Here is a 15710-nt window from a genome sequence, read left to right as displayed (position 1 = left end):
GCAGGGGGAAGCCAACCGCACGGCCTCGGTTAGATGTGGGCATCTTCCCCCCGGGCGAAAGCGGCGCTTCAGGTGCCACGGATCGCCGAAGCCGGTTCGACCACCTTGCGATAGAGGTGCCAGGTGGCGTGGCCGAAGATCGGGATGACCACTGCCAGACCCACAAAGAGCGGGAGCGAGCCGAGGAACAGCCCCACCCCGACAATGATGCCCCAGGCCAGCATGGGGATGGGATTGCGCATCACGGCGCGGAACGAGGTTTCCACCGCCACAAAGGCCCCCACATCGCGATCGAGCAGCAGCGGGAAGGCGATGACGGTGGTGCAGAGCGTCACCAGCGCGAACAGTGCCCCGATCAGCGTACCCACGATCAGCAGCGTCATGCCGCCGGGCTGGGTGAAGACCTGCTGGATGAGGCCGCCGAAGGTCATCGGCGTCATCGAGCCGAAAATGCTTTCGTAGAGCGACTGGGCGGCGGTGAGCCAGAGCGTGAACACGGCGAACAGCATCACCCCGACGGCGGCGATGGAGCCGATGGCCGGCGAACGCAGCACTTCGAAAGCATGCTTCCAGGAGGTATCGATCCCCTGTTCGCGGCGCCGGGAGATTTCGTAGAGGCCGATGGCGGCGAACGGGCCCACCAGCGCGAAGCCGCCGACCAGCGGATAGAGCAGGGGCCAGGTGTAGAAGCCCTTCATCCACACGGTCAGCACGATGCCGATGATGGGATAGATCAGCACCAGCATGGCGTAGTGACTGGGCTGCTCCCAGAAATCGGATATGCCCCGACGCAAGGCGTCGACGGTATCGCCGATGGTGATGGTGCGAATGACGGGTAGATCGAGCTTGTCACCCGCGCCGGTAATCACATGAAAATGAGACATGGCCTTCAGCCCTCCATCAAGAGGCCGTCGGGACCGCGCTGAAGTCACGGTAACAACCCGGCGACCAGCAAGAATTCAAGCTTATGCCCAATTGTGGCAATTGTCGCGCCGGATCGGCAGAATGTGATTAAGCCCGAGCACGATAGCGGCCGGGTCTGCCCCGGCCGCTATCGCCGGCTTTGCTAGATCTCGTAGCGATCGGTGGCGTGGCGCACCGGCCGGTAGAGGAAATAGTCGAAATCGGCGGGGCTGGCGGTGCCGTTGAGATCGTGCGCCGCCATGCCGACGAAAGCCCCGGTGAAGCTGCCATGGGCCTGATGGCCACCGCACTCATCCGAAAGCAGCGAGGCATCGAGCACGGGGCCGATGGGCTGCAGCTCCTGCCCCTCGAGCGCATAGAAGAACTGCAGCTGGCGACCGCGAATGGTCAGGGCCAGCTTGACCTTGCCGGTATTGGGGATCTGCACCGGCTCGGCCGGGAAGCGCAGATTGCCATCGGGCCAGCTGGCTTCCGAGGTCATCAGCAGCAGTTCGCGCTGGCCATCGGCATGGGCGGTGACGGCCAGATAGAAGAAATTGTAGCGGCTGTAATAAGCGGTGAGGCCCGCCATGGTGCGTTCGTCGGTGGCGGTGAAATCCACCACGGTTTCGGCATCGTAGGAAAAGTGGGTCTGGCGGCGGGCCACCAAAGCCTGCTCGAACCACGAACCGATCGATTCGCGGCCGAACAAACGCAGCTTGCTGTCCTGCAGCGTGAAGATGCGGTCGGTTTCCGGGGTGCGCAGCCACTGGAAGTCGAGCGGTAGTTCGCCCTCGAAGGTGTAGCGCTGCTCGGCCCAATAGGGGGCATCGTCGCGGGTGCCGGGCACGTCGACATGCAGCGACGGCACAGGGCCGTGTTTCACGTGAATCCAGTCGTCATCGCCCCAATAGGCCTCCTGGATCGAGGTTTCGCGCCCCAGCACGCAGCGGCGTTCCTGGGTGGTCGGGCGGCCGCCGAGATGGACCAGATAAGTCTTGCCATCGGGGGTCTCGACCAGGTCGCCATGCCCGGCGCGCTGGATGGCGGCGAAGGGGGCGTCCTTGGAGGTGAGGATATGCTTGTCGGGATGGGTTTCGTAGGGCCCATCGATATGGCGCGAGCGGGCGAAGGTGACCGCGTGGTCATAGGCCGTGCCGCCCTCCGCGGTCAGCAGATAATACCAGGGCTTTCCATCTTTTCCCCGGCGCTTGTAGAGATGTGGGCCTTCGACGAGCTTGAGATCCGTGCCCTGATAGATGTTCTTGATCGGGCCGACGAGCTTGCCCTGTGCGGCGTCAAATTCCTGCAAAGCGATGCCGGCGAACTTGAGCGGGCGGGCGCGATGGTCCCACAGCATGTTGACGAACCACTTCTTGCCGTCGTCGTCGTGAAACAGGCTGGGATCAAAGCCGGAGCTATTGGCATAGACCGGGTCGGACCACGGGCCTTCGATCTTGTCGGCCCAGACGATGTAGTTATGGGCGTCCTTGAATGAGCCGTCCTTGCGCTTGACGTCGGTATAGACCAGCCAGAACTTTTCGCCGTCATGGGTGAGGCAGGGAGCCCAGACGCCGCAGCTGTCGGGATCGCCGCGCATGTCGAGCTGAGTCTTGCGGTTGAGCGGGCGGGTGAGCAGGGTCCAGTTGGCGAGGTCCTTGCTGTGATGGATCTGCACCCCCGGGAACCATTCGAAGGTCGAGGTGGCGATGTAATAGTCGTCGCCGACGCGCAGGATGGACGGGTCCGGATTGAAGCCGGGCAGGATGGGATTGGTCAGTTGGGGCATCGCCAGGATCCTAAGAGGTCGGCAGGGTCATGCGGTACTGCAGGAACCCTGATTCACTGGCGAGCCGGTCGTAGAGCTGCATCGCCGTTTTGTTGGTATGGTGCGTTGTCCAGTAGAGGCGGCTGCAGGACCGAGCCGTTGCCTGCGCCGCAGCATGCTCGATGAGCCGACGGCCATGGCCTTGTCCGCGACCGGCTTCGGCCACGAACAGATCCTGCAGGTAGCAAGTGTCAGCCAGCGACCAATTGGTGCGGTGATAGATCCAGTGCACGAGTCCCACAGGCTGGCCATCCTGGAGCGCCAGAGCGCCCCAGGTGGGTTCACCGGTATCGAGCAGGCGCGACCAGGTTGAGGCATAGACCTCGTCGGGCAGCACGGTTTCGTAGAAGGCGAGATAGTCCCGCCACAACGCTGTCCATGCCGCCCGGTCGGTCGGTTCGAGAGCCCGAATCATCAAACGAAGCGGTTGATCAGGTTTTCGAGATATTCCTGCTGGCCGGAGCGCGGCTGCGGGTTGATGTTCTCGGCATCGACCTTGGCAGCGAGGTCGGCGAGCGAGAGCTTGCCGCCCAGGATGTCCTTGCCGAGACCCTTGTTCCAGCCGGCATAGCGGGCGTCGACCGCCCTGTCATAGGTGCCGTCCTCGATGATCGCGGCGGCTGCCTTGAGCGAGCGGGCCAGCACGTCGAGGCCGCCGATATGGCCATGCAGCAGGTCGGCGGGATCGATGGACTGGCGGCGCACCTTGGCGTCGAAGTTCCAGCCGCCCGAATTGAGACCGCCGGCCTTGAGGATCTGGTAGAAGGCCAAGGTGGTGTCGGGCACAGAATTGGGGAACTGGTCGGTATCCCAGCCGGACTGGATGTCGTTGCGGTTGGCATCGACCGAACCGAGAATCCCCAGCGAAGCGGCAAGCGCCAGTTCGTGCTCGAAGGAGTGATTGGCCAGGAACGCGTGGCCGACCTCGATATTGCACTTCACCTTGGTTTCCAGCCCATACTTCTTGAGGAACCCATAGACTGTGGCGACGTCGAAATCATACTGGTGCTTGCTGGGTTCCTGCGGCTTGGGCTCGATCAGGATCTGGCCCTTGAAGCCTATCTTTTCGGCATGCTCGATGACCATGTGCAGGAAGCGGCCCATCTGGTCCTGTTCCTGGCCGATCTTGGTGTTAAGCAGGGTTTCGTAGCCCTCGCGGCCGCCCCACAGCACATAGTTGGCGCCGCCCAGCTCATGGGTCAGCTCCAGCACGTTCTTCACCTGGCCGGCGGCATAGGCGAAGACTTCGGGATCGGGATTGGTCGCGGCGCCCGACATGTAGCGGCGGTTGGAGAAGAGGTTGGCCGTGCCCCAGAGGAGCTTGGTGCGGCTGGTTTCCATCTTGCGGGCAAAGATCTCGCCGATCGCCCGCACATTGCGGTTGCTCTCGGCCAGGGTCGCGCCTTCGGGGGCGATATCGGCGTCGTGGAAGCAGAAGAAGGGCATGTCGAGCAGGTCGAACAGCTCGAAGGCCACATCGGCCTTGAGGCGCGCGCCCTCCATGCCCTTGTCGAACCAGGGCCGGTCGAAGGTACGGCCGCCAAAGGGGTCGCCGCCCTCCCAGGCAAAGGTGTGCCAATAGGCGACGCCGGGGCGGATATGGTCTTCCATCCGCTTGCCAAGAACGATCTCGTCCTTGTTGTAGTGGCGATAGGCCAATGGGTTGGTGCTGTTGGGTCCCTCGAACTTGACCGGGGCGATACCTTTAAAGAAATCCGTCACTTACGTGCCTCCTCGATGGCGGGATAAAGAGCGCGATAGCGCGCATATTGGTCGGAATAGGCGGAAGACAGGCTGCGGTCGGGCGCGATCACGGTGCGGATCGGCGGCATGGTCATCACGCTCTGGGGCGACGCGCCTTCGGCGGCGCAGAGGCCAAGCCGGGCGGCGCCCAGCGCCCCACCGAAATCGCCATCCTCGGGCACGGCGATTTCCATATCGAGATTGGTGGCGAGCAGCCTGAGCCAGAGGGCAGACTTGCTGCCGCCGCCCACCGCCAGCAGGCGATCGATCTTGGTGCCGGCATCGCTCAGCACGCGCTGGCTGTCGCGGAAGGCAAAGGCAACGCCCTCCATCACCGCCTGGGCCATCTTGCTGGCATCAGACAGGTGCGAGAGGCCGACGAAAGACCCGCGCGCGCCGGCATTGTTGTGCGGGGTGCGCTCGCCCGAGAGATAGGGCAGGAAGATCTCTTCGCCCGGACCGGTGAACCCGGCCTCGGCGGCGGCGGAGAGGTCGGCCTGCTTGCGGCCGGTCAAATGGCTCAGCCAGTTGAGGCTGTCGGTGGCGCTGAGGATGACCCCCATCTGGTGCCAGGTATCGGGAATGGCGTGGCAGAAGGCGTGCACCGCCCCTTCGGTATTGAGACGGAAGCGGTCGTTGGAGACGAACAGCACGCCCGAGGTGCCGAGCGACACGAAACCCTCGCCGGGCCGGATGGCTCCGATGCCGCAGGCGGAAGCCGCGTTGTCACCGGCACCACCGGCGATCACGACATTCTCGCTCATGCCCCAGCGGCGGGCCAGCTCGCGCTTGAGCACGGCGGACGGCGCCGAGCCTTCGACGAGGCGCGGCATGTGCGACCGGGTGAACCCGGTAGCGGCCAGCAGCTCGTCGGACCAGTCGCGCTTGCCGACATCGAGCCAGAGCGTACCGGCGGCGTCGGACATGTCTTCGACATGCTCGCCACTGAGCAGCAGGCGGATATAGGCCTTGGGCAGCAAGACCTTGGCGGTCTTCTCGAAAATGGCGGGCTCATGCTTGCGCACCCAGGCGATCTTGGGCGCGGTGAAGCCCGGCATGGCGATATTGCCGGCCAGCTGGCGCAGAGTGGGGAGGGCGGCCTCCATTTCGCGGCACTCGGCAGCCGAGCGGCCATCGTTCCACAGGATGGCCGGGCGCAGCACCTGGTCATTGGCATCGAGCAGGGTGGCGCCATGCATGTGGCCGGAAAGGCCGATGCCGCGCACCGAGGCGAGCTCGGTCGGGTGGGTCTGGCTGAGTTTGTCCACGGCAGCGAGGGTGGCGGTCCACCAATCGGCGGGGTTCTGCTCGGACCAGCCAGGATGAGGACGGACCGGTTCCACCGCCGCGGCCGAGGCTTCGCCCAGGGCGCGGCCCTGCGCGTCGATCAGCAGCGCCTTGACGCCGGATGTGCCGATATCGATACCGAGATAAGTCATGAGGCACGTACCTCATGACGGGCTAAACACAACATCTGAACGTCCTCCCGGCCCATTTTTAGGGCCACGCCGGTGTGATGAATGGCGCTTTCTTAGCGCAGATTGTCGCGCAGGAAAATCCCGATTTCAATGGGGGCGCCCACGCCGCTGCCGTCGCCGCCCAGCGCCAGCTGCCGCGCGGCGGCAATAGCCTCGCGGATTTCGCCATCGGGGTTCTGGTCGAGCACCACATCGATGGCGCCCGATTGCAGCCCCCTGCGACTGGGCTCGGTCAGTTCATGGGCGATGACGCGAATAGCGCGGGAGCGCCGCGACGCCTCGAGCCCGGTCACCATGCCGGTATTGCCGGCGCCCAAATTGTAGAGCCCGGCGAGGTCGGGATGCTGGGCCAGCAACTCGCCAACAATGGCCTCGGTTTCGGCCCGCTCGTCGTGCCCGACCACCGGGCCGATCAGCGCGATAGTGGGGAATTCGGCGGCCAGCACGGCGCGGAACCCGGCAAGGCGATCGGCATGGTCGCGCAGGTGGAGCGATCCGGCGATTACGGCCACCTTGCCGCCCTGGGGCAGAAAACGCCCCATCAGCGAGGCGGCGGTGCGGCCGGCGGCGGTGTTGTCGATGCCGATAAAGTGCCGGCGCTGCGTGCCGGGCAGGTCGGAGACCAGGGTCATCACATCGATGCCTCGCCGGGTGGCGCCATCGACGGCGGCCTGCACGGAGGGCTCCTGGCTGGCGACGATGATGGCGCAGTCGCAGTCATCGGCATCGAGCCCATCGAGGCATTGCGCCAGCGCATTGGCATCGAGCGCACGGACGCGGATGGTTTCGATATGCATGCGATCGGACCGGGCCGGGCCGGAGCGGCGCGTCACCGCATCGGCAAGGCTCGCCATGAACTCGTTGGAGCTGTCGGGCAGGATGAAGGTGAGCTTGAGATCGCGGGAACGGGCGAGCAGCGAGGCGCTGAGATCGCGCTGGAAGCCGATTTCGGCAATGGCGGCCTCGACCTTTTCGACGGTGACCGCGCGCACGCCCGGGCGTCCGTTCAACACTCGATCGACCGTGGCCAGGGAAACGCCTGCTGCCCGCGCCACGTCATGAACGGTGGCCCGGCGTTTCAAACCAATTTCGCTCACGCTGCCTCCTTGGTGGTTTGCGCGAGCTTTGGCAGGCCTCGCCGAAACGTCAAGTGCATCGTTGCAGACCGGGCGCGAAGCGCGCTACAGGTTTGACCGGATTTCGGGGGGAAAGCATGGCTATCGCAGTTTCGACCTTTGGTGAGTTTGGCGGCAAGCGGGTCGATCAGTTCAAGCTGGTGAGCGATACCGGCGTCAGCGTCGATCTGATTTCCTGGGGCGTCTCGGTGCGCGACTGGCGCGTGCCGGTGGCCGGCGGCGAGCGCTCGGTGGTGCTGGGGTTCGAGGACCTGCAATCCTATGTGGAGCACAGCCCCCATTTCGGTTCGCTGGCCGGGCGCGTGGCCAACCGGATCAAGGGCGCATCCTTCGAACTCAACGGCAAGACGCACAAGCTGGTCCCCAACATGGACAATATGCAGCTGCATGGCGGGACTGAAGGTCTGGGACGGCAAGCCTGGGACGGGCAGGTGGACGAAGCCAACAATGCCGTGCGCTTCACCCATTTTTCGCCCGACGGCGCCATGGGCTATCCCGGCAATGTGAATTTTTCGGCGACCTATACGCTCAAAGGCAACAAGCTGCGGCTGGAACTGTCGGCCACCACCGATCAGGCCACCCCGATCAGCCTCGTGCAGCACCAGTATTTCAACCTGGGGACGGGCAATGACGTGCTCGACCACACGATCCAGGTCAATTCGAGCGCCTATACCGAGCTGGGCGCCGAGGACCTGGCGCCGACCGGGGCCATCCTGCCCTCGCGCGGCACCAAGTTTGACCTGCGCACGCCGCGTACCATGCGCGATGCCGAGGGCAGGCCGGTGGATTATGACGTGGGCATGGCGCTCGATACCGGCCGCAGCCACAACGACCCGATCGCCACGGTCGTGGGGCCCGATGGCGCGCTGACGCTGAAGCTCTGGTCCGACCGGCCGGGCGTGCAGGTCTATAACAGCGTTTCGACCAATGTGCCGGTGCCGGGCCTGGGTGGCCGGCACTATGGCAGGCATGCCGGCTTCTGCCTCGAAGACCAGGCCTTTGCCGACGCGGTGCACAATCCGCATTTCCCCAATGTGATCTATTCGCCCGAGCGCCCCTACCGGCACTGGTGCGAATTCGAAATCGCGTAGGGCGCCTCCGCGCACTTCAGCGCGTAGCCTCAGGGAACAGCGTTACCGGGGCGTGCCTTGGGCACGAATCGTTGCTGACGGGGATTGTCAGTACGCGGCAGCAGGATTTCTCCAGCGTCCACTGGAGAAACCGACATGCCGACCCCCTTCACCATTGCCGTGCCTGACGCCGACATCGCTGACCTCAAGGCGCGGCTAGCCGCCACGCGGTTCCCGCAAACCGTCGAGGGGGCCGGCTGGGACTATGGCACCGAGGATGCTTTCCTCCGCAGCTTCGTCGATTACTGGGGCAACCACTATGACTGGCGGGCCGCCGAGGCGCGGCTCAACACCTTTGCCCAGTTCACCGAGGTCATCGACGGCGAGCTGGTGCATTTCGTGCATGTGAAGGGCCGGGGCGAAACCAATGTGCCGGTGCTTCTCACCAATGGCTGGCCGAGCAATTTCGTCGAATTGCTGCCGCTGGTGCCGCTGCTCACCGAACCGATCGACGGGGTGGCGTTTGACGTGGTGATCCCCTCGCTGCCCGGCTACGGCTTTTCCGGGCAACCGCGCAAACCCGGCATGAATATGAGCCGCGTCGCCCCGCTCTGGGCCGAACTGATGACCCGGCTCAACTATCCCAGATTCCTGATTTCGGGCTCGGATATGGGCAGCGGCGTCGAAATGGCGCTGGTGCGCGATTTTCCCCAGCGGCTGATCGGGGCGCATTACGTCAACGTGTTTTCGGGCCTGCCCCGACCCGAGCAGGCGACGCCGGAGGAGCAGGCCTATTTTCAGACTGTCGACATGCTCAACTTTTCCGAGGGCGCCTATGCCCTGCTGCACGGCACCAAGCCAGCCACGCTGGCCGTGGGGCTCAACGATTCCCCGGCGGGGCTGGCCAGCTGGGTCCTCGAAAAATATCACTTCTGGGGCGATACCGGCGGCGATATCACCAACGCCTTCGAGCTGGAGGACCTCGCCACCATCCTGTCGGTCTACTGGTTCACCCAGACCATCGGCAGCTCGGTGCGGCTCTACAAGGAGGCCTTTGCCGACAGCACCCTGTTGATCAAGCCGCCGCGGCATGAGGTTCCGCACGCCGTGATGTTGCCGCCGGCTGACTTTCCGGCGCCGCGCGCCTGGGGCGAACGGCATCTGTGGAACATCGTGCGCTGGACCGAGTTGAGCTGTGGCGGGCATTTCCCGGCGCTCGAAGCGCCCGAGGCCATGGCCCATGACATCAGGGCCTTCCATGGCCAGATTGCCTGAGCTGCGGGCCATTTCCTCCCACTCGCGCCCATCATGGGGGCGAGGCCGTCCGGTGGTGCTGGCACGGCATCGCGGCAGCGCAATACGGACGCTTGGCGTTCGCCATGGAATCTGGCATCCAAGGGCGCCAAAGGAGAACAAAGCATGGACAAGACCGAGCGTCTGTTTGCGGTCATGGACGCGCTGCGCCGCCATCGCCGGCCGGTTACCGCAGCCGCCCTGGCCGAGGAGCAGGGCGTTTCCGTCCGCACGCTCTATCGCGACGTGCAGACCCTTATCGGGCTGGGCGCGCCGATCGATGGCGAGGCCGGGGTGGGCTACATGCTGAAGCCCGGTTTCTTCCTGCCGCCGCTGATGTTCACGCCCGAAGAGCTGGAAGCGCTGGTACTGGGCGCCCGCTGGGTTGGCGCGCAACCCGATGACGGGCTGGGCGCCGCGGCCCGGAACGCCCTGGCCAAGATCGCCACCGCCTCGCCCGAAGATTTGCGCGACCGCATCAACGATACCGGCCTGTGGCCGGTCGCGGTGTGGGGAGCCAATTCGCGCCAGCCGATGCCGATCCTGGGTCAGGTTCGGCAAGCCATGCGCACGGAAAAGGCGCTGCGCATCGCTTATGAGGATGAGGGCGGCAAGGCGAGCGAGCGCACCATTTGGCCGGTGCAGTTGGCCTATTACGAAGGCAAGCAGATCATCGCGGCCTGGTGCTGCCTGCGCACCGCCTTCCGCAATTTCCGCACCGACCGCATTGTCGAGCTGACGCTGACCGAGGAGCGCTACGGCAAGCGCCGCGTGGTGCTGGAACGCGAATGGCATGACAGCTGGGAACATGACCGGCGCGGCGAACGATAGGTTTTGCCGCTGATTTCATCATCCCCCACGGGCGCTTCCCACGGACTTGATCCGTGGGCCTCTCCGTGTTTGCGCCGAGGCGCGGGTGGCCCGCGGATCAAGTCCGCGGGCAGCGCTGGCGGGTGGGTGGGTTGGCTGGGTGGGTCGGCGAACCGCCCAGAAATCTCCGCCAACGCCGCCCTCAACTCATGCGCGCATAAAGACTTTCGGGGCGGATGGTGTCGTCGAAGCGAAAGCGGTGGTCGGCGGGGGGATGGGCGCGCTGGCCGCATTCCAGCCGCGGGCAGATGCGGCAGCCCACCCCGATCGGCACAACCTGCCCGTCGCCGGAAAGATCGACGCCATCGGAATAGATCATGTCGCGGGCATGGTGGATCGCGCAGCCCAATCCGATCGACATGTAGCGGCGCGGGGCATTGTAGCGGTGATCGCCCTTGGCGATGGTGCGGGCGATGCAGAAGTACTTCTGCCCGTCGGGCATCTGGCTGAGCTGGATATTGATGCGCTCGGGGCTGAGAAAGGCCGAATAGACATTCCAGCGCGGGCAGGCGCCCGAATGGCGCGGAATGTGAATGCCGGACAGCGAAAAGCGCTTGGAAATATTGCCGGCAATATCGGTGCGCACCAGATGGAGCGGAATGCCTGACGCGCCCTTGCGCTGCAGCGTCGTCATACGGTGGCAGACCTGCTCGAAACTGGCTCCAAAGCGGCGGCCGATGCGCTCGATATCGTAGCGGAACTCGCGGCAGGCGCGCAGGAAGGGCTCATAAGGCATGATCACCGCGGCGGCGAAATAGGCAGCCAGCACATTGCGCGCCAGCACCGGGGCATCGCCCTCGGGCAGGCCGGCAATGATGGCGTCGATCTCGTGGCCGATGGCCATCTGACCGAGCTGGTGGGCGACGAGGAACGTGGCCGATTCCGCCGGCAGGATATCTGAGACCAGCAGATGATTGCGCCGCGGCTCGAGCTGGCGGGCAATGCCGTGCGGGAGCGAGGCCAGCCGCACCTCCATGCCGAAGACGTTGAACAGATAGCTGCGCAGGCCGTGTTCGAAATACTCGTCGGCGTGGTCGATATCGGCCCGGATGCGCTCGGCGGCCGCTTCAAGCGCCGGAAAGTGGTTGGCGTTTTCCTGCAGGAAATCGGAAATCGCGTCGGTCGCGAGGTGGAAGGGCTCGGGCGCATCGACGGCCACAGGGGCGGCCCCCGTGCTGGCAACCACCCGATAGCGGTCATAGAGTTTGAGGATTGCCCGGGCGGCGGCGGGATTGGCGTGGGCCAGGTCGCGGATTTCGAGATTGGTGACGTCGCTATCGGCAAAGAGGTCATCGCCGAAGGCCTCCATCAGGTCGCCGACCAGCCGCCCCTCATCGCTATCGACCAGCTCGCCCGGTTCGACGCCGAAATAGCCCGCAATGGAAAACAGCAGCGGCACCGTGACCTTGCGCCGGTTGTGCTCGATCAGATTGAGGTAGCTGGCCGAAATGCCCAGCGCCTGCGCCAGATCGGCCTGGGCGAGCTTCTTCTGCCGCCGCAGCCGCTTGATGCGGCCGCCGATCTGCATGTCCTGCGCGTCGTTCATGGCTCCTCCGCCAGCGCTTTCTTGACAGACTTTACAATTCTTGCCCGACGACTTGACTGCCGCTTTACAGGTTTACTGGGCGTTTGCTGGTTATATCTTGCATATCCGGCCCCGTTGTCAAATGTTTACAGCAACGGAGTGAGGAGACTTCCAATGACCACCAGCATGAGCGACCGCGACGAATATCTCACCATCATCGCCCCCACCGTTCGCGAGGCGATGGAGCAGTTCAAGACCCGCAATCTGGGCGCGCAGGGCTATACGATCATGGGCCGCATCGGCCGCCACCGCTTCTCGGTGGTTGGCGAAACCGACAGCAGCGACCTGTTCTCTGGCAATGATGTGATCGCCGCCACCTTCTGCCGGCGGGTTGCGGGGTAGGAACTTTCAGCCCCCCTCGCGGGGAGGAACCGCTCAGTGGCCGCCAACGACTGCGCGGCCAGCCCCTACTTGTTCCACGTGAATCATCAGCACTGCCAGCCGTCCCGACGGACCGGCGAAGCCATGTCCATCAGGAGGAGACACCATGCTCGACAAGCCGATTTTCCCGACCCCCGACTATGCCCCCGACCGCTGGCGCAATATTGCCCGCACCTATAGCCAGGCCGATGTGGCCCGGCTCTCCGGCTCGTTGCCGATCCGCCATACGCTGGCCGAAAACGGCGCCAAGCGCCTGTGGGAGCTGCTGAAAACCGAAGACTTCGTGCCGACGCTCGGCACCTTTACCGGCAACCAAGCGGTGCAGCAGGTCAAGGCTGGGCTCAAGGCCATCTATCTCAGCGGCTGGCAGGTGGCGGCCGACGCCAATAGTTCGGGCAATATGTATCCCGACCAGAGCCTTTATCCGGTCGACAGCGTGCCCAGCGTGGTCAAGCGCATCAACAAGGCCCTGCAGCGCGCCGACCAGATCCAGACCATGGAACAGGCCGAGGGCATCGCCACCACCGATCTCGACTTCTTCGTGCCCATCATCGCCGACGCCGAGGCCGGGTTTGGCGGCGCGCTCAACGTGTTTGAGTTGATGAAGGCGATGATCGAGGCGGGCGCGGCGGCGGTGCATTTCGAGGACCAGCTGGCCAGCGAGAAGAAATGCGGCCATCTGGGCGGCAAGGTACTGGTGCCGACCAGCCAGTTCATCCGCACGCTCAATGCGGCACGACTGGCGGCGGATGTGATGGGCGTGCCGACGCTGATCATGGCACGCACCGATGCCGAAGCGGCGCGGCTGATCACCTCGGATATCGACCCCTATGACGCGCCCTTCGTCACCGGCGAACGCACGGCAGAGGGCTTTTACCAGCTCAAGGGCGGCATCGACGCTGCCATTGCACGCGGCATTGCCTATGCGCCCTATGCGGACCTGATCTGGTGCGAAACTTCGACGCCCGACCTCGCCGAAGCCCGGAAATTCGCCGAGGCGGTGCGCAAGGTGCATCCCGAGCAGATGCTCGCCTATAATTGCTCGCCGAGCTTCAACTGGGCGCGCCACATGGATGAAGGCGCGATGGCGCGGTTCCAGCGGGAAATTGCGGCCATGGGTTACAAATACCAGTTCATCACGCTGGCCGGGTTCCACAATCTGAGCCTGACGACGTTCGAGCTGGCGCGCGCCTACAAGCAGGACGGAATGGCCGGTTACAGCCGCCTGCAGCAGGCCGAATTTGCTGCCGAGGCACATGGCTTTTCAGCGGTGCGGCACCAGCGCGAAGTGGGCACGAGCTATTTCGATGCAGTCTCGATGGCGGTGAGCGAAGGCAAGAGCGCTACAACGGCAATGGGCGCATCGACCGAAACGGCGCAGTTCCACTGATCTTTTGGCTCTTTGCCTCCCCATGCAAACGCGCGGCTCCCGGACCTGGTCCGGGGGCCTTTTGCTGCCGATCACAAGGCGAGGACGTGGCCTAAAAGGCAAATCCGAATAGGGTATCGAACCAGCCGAAGGCCAGGGCCGCCAGGCCCACGACATGCAGCAGCGCCGTGCTCCAGGTAGCGGCGACGAAGCGCGGCTTGACCGTCTTGTGGCGGTAGAATTCCTGCGCAGCGAGCCCCCCGATAATGCCGAAGCACAGATCCACCAGCTGTAGATTGGCCTCGCTGACGCGATAGGAACCGGCGATGGCATAGAGCTTGTCGAAGCGGTAGAGCAGCGCCGAAGCCAGGCCCATCATGGCATAGACGCCGCCCAGCCAGACCGGAGCACGACCAGTGGCGATGCCCAAAAGAATCAGCAAAGTCAGCATGGTCGCAGTCGCGACGCGCAGGCCCACCTTGTAGCGGGAGACATTTCTGCCCGGGGCATGGACCACGTCGCGCAGGGTTGGCGCCGGGCCGGGCGGGGTGGTGATCACCACATCGATAGCCGAGGGGCGCCCCTTGCGGCCGGTGGCCGTCTCGAAGCTCATTGTATCGCCGATGCGGGGGCGGCCGCTGCCGCTCAGCTTTGAGACGTGGACGTAATAGTCCCGGCCGGCGTCATCCCGCACGAAGCCATAACCGCCCTTGTTGTTCCACTGGACCAGTTCGCCTGATCTTCGCATCCTGCACCCTTTGCCGCGGGCGTGACTCAGTGTGGCCGGCGCAGCGTGGCATTCACCTATGGTAGTTTGCAGTTGATCGTCAAACAACGATGGAGCTAGAGTGCTGGCATCACTGATCAGCTGATAGTGCTGCCATGTCCGAATCCGCCAAGCGTTTCGTGCATCGCCAACTCGCCAAGGCCGGTGTGGTTCTCAACGGTCCCGCGGCGTGGGACCCGCAGGTGCATGACGAAAGATTGTGGGCGCGCCTGCTGCGGGACGGCACGCTGGGCCTGGGCGAAAGCTATATGGATGGCTGGTGGGACGCCCAGGAGCTCGACCTGATGCTGTTCCGGCTGATCACCGCCGAAATTCACGACGCCTTTCCGCGCGATCTCGCCGAAATCTGGAGCCTGGCGCGCGGCCGGCTGCTCAACATGCAGCGGCTGCGGGTCAACGAGGTAGGCGAAAAGCACTACGATATCGGCAACGACCTCTACGCCGCCATGCTCGACAAGCGCATGATCTATTCGTGCGGCTACTGGAAGGACGCCACGACGCTGGATGCGGCGCAGGAGGCCAAGCTCGACCTGATCTGCCGCAAGCTGGGACTGGCGCCGGGCATGCGCATTCTCGATATCGGCTCGGGCTGGGGCGGCTTCATGCAGTTTGCCGCCGAGCGCTATGGCGTCTCCGCGCTTGGGGTGACGGTATCAAAGGAACAGGCGGCGCTGGCCAATGCGCGAACCGAGGGCCTGCCTGTGGAAACAAGGCTGCTCGACTATCAGGCGCTTGACGGCGAATTCGACCGCGTCATCTCGATCGGCATGTTCGAGCATGTCGGCTACAAGAATTATCGCGCCTATTTCGAGAAGGCGGCCAAGCTGCTCAAGCCCGAGGGCCTGATGCTGCTGCACACGATCGGCGGCAATCGGTCGACCACCCATGGCGATCCGTGGAGCGACAAATACATCTTTCCCAATGGCATGCTGCCTTCGATCGCCCAGTTCGGCAAAGCCATCGAGGGGCTCTTCGTTATGGAGGACTGGCACAATTTTGGCGCCTATTACGACCGCACCCTGATGGCCTGGCGCGACAATTTCGATGCCGCCTGGCCAGAGCTCTCCAGCCGCTATGACGAACGCTTCCACCGCATGTGGCGCTATTATCTCAGCATTTTCGCCGCGCTGTTCCGGGCGCGGCACCTCAATCTGTGGCAGGTCGTGCTGTCGCCGCGCGGCGTGGCCGGGGGCTATGACAGCATCCGCTAGGGACGGATTCACGTGAAACACTTTTGCACAGGCTTATGCACAGGCCCAAAGCGGCC

General features: G+C 64.3%; 14 protein-coding genes. 6 read left to right on the top strand and 8 right to left on the bottom strand.

What is annotated here, in order from left to right:
• Window positions 1–68: 68 nt before the first annotated feature.
• The 6 genes from ACZ5WT_RS06120 to ACZ5WT_RS06095 form a co-directional block, all read right to left on the bottom strand.
• On the bottom strand, window positions 69–884 hold the full coding sequence (locus ACZ5WT_RS06120) for a DUF2189 domain-containing protein (protein ID WP_464286496.1): 816 nt from the start codon (window positions 882–884) through the stop codon (window positions 69–71).
• 182 nt (window positions 885–1066) lie between these two features.
• Window positions 1067–2692, bottom strand: a complete 1626-nt coding sequence (locus ACZ5WT_RS06115) for a glycoside hydrolase family 43 protein (RefSeq protein WP_464286495.1) — start codon at window positions 2690–2692, stop codon at window positions 1067–1069.
• A gap of 10 nt (window positions 2693–2702) precedes the next feature.
• Window positions 2703–3146 (bottom strand): N-acetyltransferase family protein, encoded by a 444-nt coding sequence (locus tag ACZ5WT_RS06110; protein WP_464286494.1) that lies wholly within the window; start codon window positions 3144–3146, stop codon window positions 2703–2705.
• Window positions 3146–4453 carry a xylose isomerase gene (xylA, locus tag ACZ5WT_RS06105; protein ID WP_464286493.1) on the bottom strand — a complete coding sequence of 436 codons (1308 nt, stop codon included), beginning with the start codon at window positions 4451–4453 and terminating at the stop codon, window positions 3146–3148. Before xylA ends, ACZ5WT_RS06110 begins: the two co-directional genes overlap by 1 nt.
• Window positions 4450–5913 (bottom strand): xylulokinase, encoded by a 1464-nt coding sequence (xylB, locus tag ACZ5WT_RS06100; RefSeq protein ID WP_464286492.1) that lies wholly within the window; start codon window positions 5911–5913, stop codon window positions 4450–4452. Before xylB ends, xylA begins: the two co-directional genes overlap by 4 nt.
• Before the next feature lie 92 nt (window positions 5914–6005).
• The gene (locus ACZ5WT_RS06095; protein ID WP_464286491.1) at window positions 6006–7049 is read right to left on the bottom strand and encodes a LacI family DNA-binding transcriptional regulator; all 1044 of its coding nucleotides are present in this window, start codon (window positions 7047–7049) and stop codon (window positions 6006–6008) included.
• Between the two features lie 116 nt (window positions 7050–7165).
• On the opposite strand from ACZ5WT_RS06095, the gene ACZ5WT_RS06090 reads away from it, so the two are divergent.
• The 3 genes from ACZ5WT_RS06090 to ACZ5WT_RS06080 all read left to right on the top strand — a co-directional run bounded on the left by ACZ5WT_RS06090 (window position 7166) and on the right by ACZ5WT_RS06080 (window position 10282).
• Complete coding sequence (locus tag ACZ5WT_RS06090; RefSeq protein ID WP_464286490.1) at window positions 7166–8179, top strand: aldose epimerase family protein; 1014 nt, start codon at window positions 7166–7168, stop codon at window positions 8177–8179.
• Window positions 8180–8314: 135 nt separating this feature from the next.
• On the top strand, window positions 8315–9433 hold the full coding sequence (locus tag ACZ5WT_RS06085) for an epoxide hydrolase family protein (RefSeq protein ID WP_464286489.1): 1119 nt from the start codon (window positions 8315–8317) through the stop codon (window positions 9431–9433).
• Between the two features lie 144 nt (window positions 9434–9577).
• Window positions 9578–10282 (top strand): helix-turn-helix transcriptional regulator, encoded by a 705-nt coding sequence (locus ACZ5WT_RS06080; RefSeq protein ID WP_464286488.1) that lies wholly within the window; start codon window positions 9578–9580, stop codon window positions 10280–10282.
• A 181-nt stretch (window positions 10283–10463) separates the two neighbouring features.
• Here ACZ5WT_RS06080 and ACZ5WT_RS06075 read toward each other — a convergent pair whose 3' ends face one another.
• On the bottom strand, window positions 10464–11867 hold the full coding sequence (locus ACZ5WT_RS06075) for a helix-turn-helix domain-containing protein (protein WP_464286487.1): 1404 nt from the start codon (window positions 11865–11867) through the stop codon (window positions 10464–10466).
• Between the two features lie 153 nt (window positions 11868–12020).
• Between ACZ5WT_RS06075 and ACZ5WT_RS06070 the strand changes: the two genes are divergently transcribed.
• Both ACZ5WT_RS06070 and aceA read left to right on the top strand, forming a co-directional pair.
• Window positions 12021–12248, top strand: a complete 228-nt coding sequence (locus ACZ5WT_RS06070) for a hypothetical protein (protein ID WP_464286486.1) — start codon at window positions 12021–12023, stop codon at window positions 12246–12248.
• Between the two features lie 145 nt (window positions 12249–12393).
• Window positions 12394–13677 (top strand): isocitrate lyase, encoded by a 1284-nt coding sequence (gene aceA, locus ACZ5WT_RS06065; protein ID WP_464286485.1) that lies wholly within the window; start codon window positions 12394–12396, stop codon window positions 13675–13677.
• Window positions 13678–13768: 91 nt separating this feature from the next.
• On the opposite strand, the gene ACZ5WT_RS06060 is transcribed toward aceA, so the two are convergent.
• On the bottom strand, window positions 13769–14404 hold the full coding sequence (locus ACZ5WT_RS06060) for a DUF1294 domain-containing protein (protein ID WP_464286484.1): 636 nt from the start codon (window positions 14402–14404) through the stop codon (window positions 13769–13771).
• A 134-nt stretch (window positions 14405–14538) separates the two neighbouring features.
• Between ACZ5WT_RS06060 and cfa the strand changes: the two genes are divergently transcribed.
• On the top strand, window positions 14539–15654 hold the full coding sequence (gene cfa / locus ACZ5WT_RS06055; protein ID WP_464286483.1) for a cyclopropane fatty acyl phospholipid synthase: 1116 nt from the start codon (window positions 14539–14541) through the stop codon (window positions 15652–15654).
• Window positions 15655–15710: the final 56 nt, after the last annotated feature.

This window comes from Devosia sp. T2-14, assembly GCF_055397495.1.
Note: the sequence above shows the minus strand (reverse complement) of the source record. Positions and strands in the feature narration are given on the sequence as shown.